We start from the raw sequence: 5648 nt of genomic DNA, 5'->3' as shown, positions 1-5648 counted from the left end.
CAACACCCACCCCAACCCCGACACCTACGCCCACACCGGGTGCCCCGACTTTTACCAAGGCATTTAGCCCCACCTCGGTAGCTGCCGGCCCTACTGCCAAAACAACTCTGACCTACACGATCACCAACACAGCCGCTCTGCCGCTGACGGGTCTAGCCTTTTCCGATCCCCTGCCTGCCGGCTTGATCGTTGCCACTCCCAACAACCTCAACAACGGCTGTGGCGGGACGCTGGCAGCTGCACCAGGAGCAACTTCCATCTTGCTGGTCAACGGCTCATTGGCAGCCAACGCTAGCTGCACCATCAGCCTGGATCTTCAGGTTACAGCCACGACAGCGGGATCCCTGACCAGCCCCGCGGTAACCCTGAGCAGCAACCAAGCGCCCAATGCCACCGCTGCGGCTATCAACCTAACGGTAACGGTGCCAGCTCCCACCTTTACCATGGCCTTTGCTCCCAACCCGCACACCATAACGGCCGGAAATACCGGCAACGCAAAATTGACGTTTACCATCACCAACAAGGCAGCCATTCCATTGACGAACTTGGCCTTTGACCACACCTTGCCGCAAGCGCCGAGTAATGGTTTGCAAATTGACGGTGGGGGGGGGTAGTATTACTACACCTGCTACGTGCGGCGCCGCCGCTCTCACAGCTCTGGCGGGCACGGACACCATTAAATTCACCGGAGGACAAGTAGCCCCAGGACAAACTTGCATAGTGACCATCCCTATAAAAACAGCGGTACCTTTGACACCAAAAGGTGACTATGATTACCTCAACTCCCCGGTGACGTTGAAAAGCACTGAGGTTGACCCTGTTACAGCGGGGCCAGTAACCTGGACAGTTAAAGTGAATTAGTCCTTCAAAAGCAGCTCGGCAATTTGAACGGCGTTGAGGGCCGCACCTTTGCGGATTTGATCCCCGCATAGCCACAGCTCCAGGGCCTTGGGCTCGGAGATGTCCTGGCGGATGCGGCCCACCGCCACTGCGTCCTTGCCGGCCACGTCGATGGGCATGGGAAAGCGGTTCTGCTGCCAATCTTCAATGAGCACCACCCCAGGGGCCTGGGCCAGGATTTGCCGGGCTTTTTCCACAGGGAAGGGCTGTTCAAACTCCAGGTTGAGGGCCTCGGCGTGGGTACGCAGCACCGGCACCCGCACACAGGTAGCTGTCAGCCGCAGGTTGGGGGATCCCATAATCTTGCGGGATTCGTTGACCATTTTCATCTCTTCCTGGCAGTAGCCGTTCTCTTGCAGGGGGCTGTTGTGGAGGAAGAGGTTGAAGGCAATGGGGTAAGGGAACACCTGGGGCTGCAACGGCTGCCCCTGGAGGTAGGCGTGGGTTTGCTCTTGCAGCTCCACCATGGCGCGGGCCCCGGCCCCACTGGCCGATTGATAGGTGGCGGCCACCACGCGGCGCAGGGGGATGTGGCGATGCAGGGGGTAGATGGCCACGCACATTAGGATGGTGGTGCAGTTGGGATTGGCAATGATCCCTTGGTGACGGAAGGCTTCCTGGGGGTTGACCTCCGGCACCACCAGCGGAACATTGGGATCCAGGCGAAAGGCGCTGGAGTTGTCAATCAGCACCGCCCCCGCCTCGACGATGGTTCTGGCCCAGGTTTTGGAGACACCGGCTCCGGCAGAGGCCAGCACCAGATCCAGGCCCCGGAAGGCCGCTTCTGAAACTGGTTCCACCGGGATCCGCTCCCCCTTGAAGGTCAAATAAGTGCCCGCTGAACGGGGCGAGGCCAAAAGCTTGAGGTCGGCTACAGGAAAGTGGCGCTCTTCCAATAGCGTCAGCAGCTCCGTCCCTACTGCTCCTGTTGCTCCCAAGATGGCTACCCGTTGTTGCCGTGCCATGCTTTCTTGTCCTTAGGTTTTCCTAATTCTAGGGTTCCAGAGGTGGCTGTAATCGAGGCCAAAGCAGCCTGCACCTCTGCCAGCTCGACTTGATCGGTCAGCTCGGCCTGGCCGATGCGGCGGGGCAGAACGAAGCGAATCCGCCCCTGTTTCACCTTCTTGTCGGCCTGCATCGCCTGCAACACCGTCTCCCAAGGGATCCCGGCCGGCCACCGGCTGGGCAATCCTGCTTTCTCGATCAGGCGTCGTTGCCGCTCCGCCTCGGCAGCGCTCCACCACCCCAGGCGGCGGGCGATCTCCCCGGCAGCCACCATGCCGATGGCGACAGCTTCTCCGTGCAGATAGCGGCGGTAGCCGGTGGCAGCTTCTAGGGCATGGCCGAGGGTGTGGCCGTAGTTGAGGATGGCCCGCAGGCCCGCTTCTTTCTCGTCCTGCTGCACCACCCAGGCTTTGCACTCGGCACAGCGGCGCAGCAGGTAGTGCAGATCGTCAGGGGCAAAGTCGGTGTAGCGGCTCAGTTGGGGTCGATCTTCCAAAAACTCAAATAGGTCGGCAGCCTGAATCACGCCGTATTTGATCACCTCTGCCAAAGCCGAGGTAAACTCCCGCTGGGGCAGAGTCTGCAATAGCGTTGGATCAATCCACACCAGGCGCGGCTGATAAAACGCCCCAATGAGGTTTTTCCCGCCAGGATGGTTGACACCGGTCTTGCCGCCGATGGCCGCATCCACCATGGCCAAAAGTGAGGTGGGCACCTGCACAAAAGGGATCCCGCGCAGCCAAGTGGCGGCGGCAAACCCCACTATGTCGCCAATGACCCCCCCTCCTAGAGCCACCAAGGTGGAGGAGCGCTCCAGGCCAAAGGCTAGGGCGGCGTCGTAGATCTTGGCCACCGAGCGCAGGGTTTTGTAGCGTTCGCCGGCAGGCAATAGGCAGAGGTGGGCGGCAAACCCCGCTTGTTGCAGCCCCTGCAGCAACTTCTCGGCAAAGTGTTTGGCAATCCCCGGATGGCTCACCACCAGAGCCCTGCCGGAAAGCCCTCTAGCTCGCATTTGGGATCCCAGCTGGATGAGGCTGTGGCCAGGGGGGCCTTCGGCAGACTGGAGGAGAATATCGTAGGAGCTGTGGGGAAGCTTGACAGGGATCAGATAGGGATCCATGCGTGTCGGTCCTGGGGGGCGGGATCCAGTGTGGCATGTTCTGCTCCCGTCTGCCTGCTGCAGGCATTGTCCTTGGGGTCTGAAAGCCCAGGGGATCCTGCTAGGGGTTGGGGTCAACTGGCTGCGGTTGGGGAGTGAGGGTTTCCAATTCCGGCAGAGCCATTCCCGCCGGGGAGGCCGAGTCTTCTTGGGCCAAATCCTGCAAAGCAGCTTGGGCCGGCTGAAATTGGGGATCCAGCTCCAGACAGCGCCGCAAGCTGGCCTGGGCGGCTTCTCGCTGGCCGGCCCGCAGTTGAATCAGCCCCAGGGTGTGCCAAAAGGCGGGCCGCTGCGGATCCAGGTGCGTGGCCTGTTGGGCGTCTGCCAGAGCAGGTTCCAGCTTCCCCAGTTTCAAGGCTTCCCAGGCGCGGTTGTTGAGGGCCACAGCATCTTCTGGGGTGAGCTGCAAAACCCGCGAGTAGGCTTGCACAGCTTGTTCGGGATCCCTCAGCTCGCTGTAGATCAACCCCAGGGCAAACCAGCCCCAGGGATCCCGTTCGTTGAGGTGGATCATCTGCTGGCAGGCGGCACGGGCTTCTTCCAGCCGGCCCAGACGCCGCAGGCCGGTGATCTGGCCAAACCAGCAGGCAGAACTGCCGGGACGCTGCTGCACCAAGCGCTGGAAATGCTGCAGGCTGGCCTCATATTGCCCCAACTCCTGCTGGGCCATTGCCAGGGCATAGCGGGCCGGAAAGTGCTCCGGCTTGATCTTGAGGGCTTCCTCGAAGTGGATGCAGGCTTCTTTCAGGTAGCCCAATTTCTGGAAGGCCACACCGCGGGCGTACCAGCTTTTGTAGTTGTCGGCATCGTAGCGCAGAGCGCGTTCTAGGGCCTTGCTGGCCAGCCGATACTGCCCCAAGCGCAGCAGGGCCACCCCCAAGTTGTGCAGGGTTATGGGATCCCGGCGGCGCAGCCGCAGCGAGCGCTTGTAACATTCAACAGCCGAGCGCAGCCGGTGGCAGTGGAAGAGGGCATTGCCTTGGTAACGCCAAACCCGCCCGCTTTTGGGGTTGAGCTTCAAGACCCGGGCAAAACTGGCCGCTGCCGAGCTGGGCCGACGCAGCCGCCGCAGCACGATCCCACGCGCCAGCCAGGTGCGGGGCTGTTTGGGGTTGTAGCGCAGCGCCTTGTTCAGGCTGTTCAGGGCCAGCTTAGACCGCTTCAGTTGCAGCAGGCGGATGCCGCGGTTATGCCAGGCCAGAGCATCTTCCGGGTTGCTCTCCAGCACCTTGTCGTAGTTAACCACCGCCGACTTGTACTGCCCCAGGCGCCCCAGAATCAGGGCCAGGCGCAGCCGGGTTTCTTCGTCGTAGGGGTTGATGCTCAGGGATCCGTTGTAGCTGTCCACCGCCTCGCGGTAGCGGGCCAGCTGCACCAGCACATCCCCACGGCGGCTCCAAGCCAGGGCGAAGTTGGGATCCATGTTCAGAGCCCGGTCGTAGGCGGCCAGGGCTTCCGTCAGGTTGCCGCGGCGACGCCAGTCTTCCCCCCGCTCGAATTGGATGTCGGCACTGTTCCACTGAAACAGCCGCTGAATGAACTGCAAAATGGCGATCTGACGCGCTCCTTCTTCTGGCGTGGCGGAGGGGGTTTCGCCTGTGGCAATGCGCAGGATGGCCATCTGGATGGCCCGCAAAAAGGCCTGAAATCCCCGCACCTCTTCATCTTCCAGGGACTCTTTCCCCTCACGGCGGCGGTATTGCAGCCGGAACCGCTGCAGATCCCCGGGGGCAGGGAAGCTGGGATCCAAAAAGTGCATTAGCTCCAAGGCGCGGTACTCAAACAGCACCGGATCCTCTTCTGAGCCAGTAAAATCCAGCAGGGGCGCCTCTTCCAGGGGGCGGGGTAGCTCAGTGGGGGTGTGCAGCAGCGTCAGCAGGCGCTGGTTTTGTCGTGCCGGGGCATGGGGAAACCCGCTGTACAGCTCATCTCTTGGCCAGGGATCGGCAACAAACTCTGGAGAGGCCACCACTCCCACCCAGCGGCATTGTTCGATGGCCAGTTGCAGCTCCAGCTTGCGGTTATCCCCCGGCTGCAGCATCCAGCGGTCAAACCAGACTTTGAAACCCTCGCGATCCAGCCGCTCCGCCAGTTGACGCGCCCACCGGGCTTGCTCTCGGTGGTAGCGCAAGAAAAGGTCGAACTTGTAATGCTCTGAAGACATGAACGCCCGCTCGCTGCTCTTCTCCAGCTTATCTTTGCGTTATCGCTGCGCGATGCTTTCACAAACGCAAACGCATTTGCTCCCCATCGGGTCTGGGGCAAGGAGCAAACCTGATGCTAGGCAACGCTTCCGCTCGATTGGTTCTGAATGGCGATGATGACCGGACAGCGATAGGCGATAGTTGGTGCAGGGCTTGAAAGGAGGGAGCACGTGCTGGGTGGAGTTTTGGCGATTGCGGCCGCGATTGGCTTGGTGGTCTTGCTGTTGGAAGCGATTCGATATCGCCGCTGGGGATCCGTTCGCCGCTGGCAACCGGCAGTGGGGCTGGGCTTGGTGGCCTTGGCGGCGCTGGGGTGCTGGCTGGGTCAGTTGCCGGATCTGATCCCCCTGGCTTTGTTGTTGGGGGGCCTGGTGGGGGTG

3 protein-coding genes and 2 pseudogenes are annotated in these 5648 nt (G+C 61.6%); 2 read left to right on the top strand and 3 right to left on the bottom strand.

Going from position 1 to position 5648, the window contains the following annotated elements; all coding sequences use genetic code 11:
* Nucleotides 1-614: pseudogene (locus tag NW837_RS02075) on the top strand (hypothetical protein); the annotation flags it as partial.
* Nucleotides 615-857: 243 nt separating this feature from the next.
* Here the strand turns inward: NW837_RS02075 and NW837_RS02070 are convergent.
* From NW837_RS02070 to NW837_RS02060, 3 genes are all read right to left on the bottom strand, one after another.
* A complete protein-coding gene (locus NW837_RS02070; protein ID WP_414329050.1) occupies nucleotides 858-1865 on the bottom strand; it encodes an aspartate-semialdehyde dehydrogenase in 1008 nt (335 codons plus the stop codon).
* Complete coding sequence (aroB, locus tag NW837_RS02065) at nucleotides 1844-3025, bottom strand: 3-dehydroquinate synthase (protein WP_414329049.1); 1182 nt, start codon at nucleotides 3023-3025, stop codon at nucleotides 1844-1846. The genes NW837_RS02070 and aroB overlap by 22 nt, the downstream gene beginning before the upstream one ends.
* A gap of 100 nt (nucleotides 3026-3125) precedes the next feature.
* Nucleotides 3126-5228 (bottom strand): tetratricopeptide repeat protein, encoded by a 2103-nt coding sequence (locus tag NW837_RS02060; RefSeq protein WP_414329048.1) that lies wholly within the window; start codon nucleotides 5226-5228, stop codon nucleotides 3126-3128.
* Nucleotides 5229-5453: 225 nt separating this feature from the next.
* Between NW837_RS02060 and NW837_RS02055 the strand changes: the two are divergent.
* Nucleotides 5454-5648: pseudogene (locus NW837_RS02055) on the top strand (hypothetical protein); the annotation flags it as partial.

This window comes from Synechococcus sp. R6-10 (assembly GCF_047461815.1).
Classification (GTDB): domain Bacteria; phylum Cyanobacteriota; class Cyanobacteriia; order Thermostichales; family Thermostichaceae; genus Thermostichus.
Note: the sequence above shows the minus strand (reverse complement) of the source record. Positions and strands in the feature narration are given on the sequence as shown.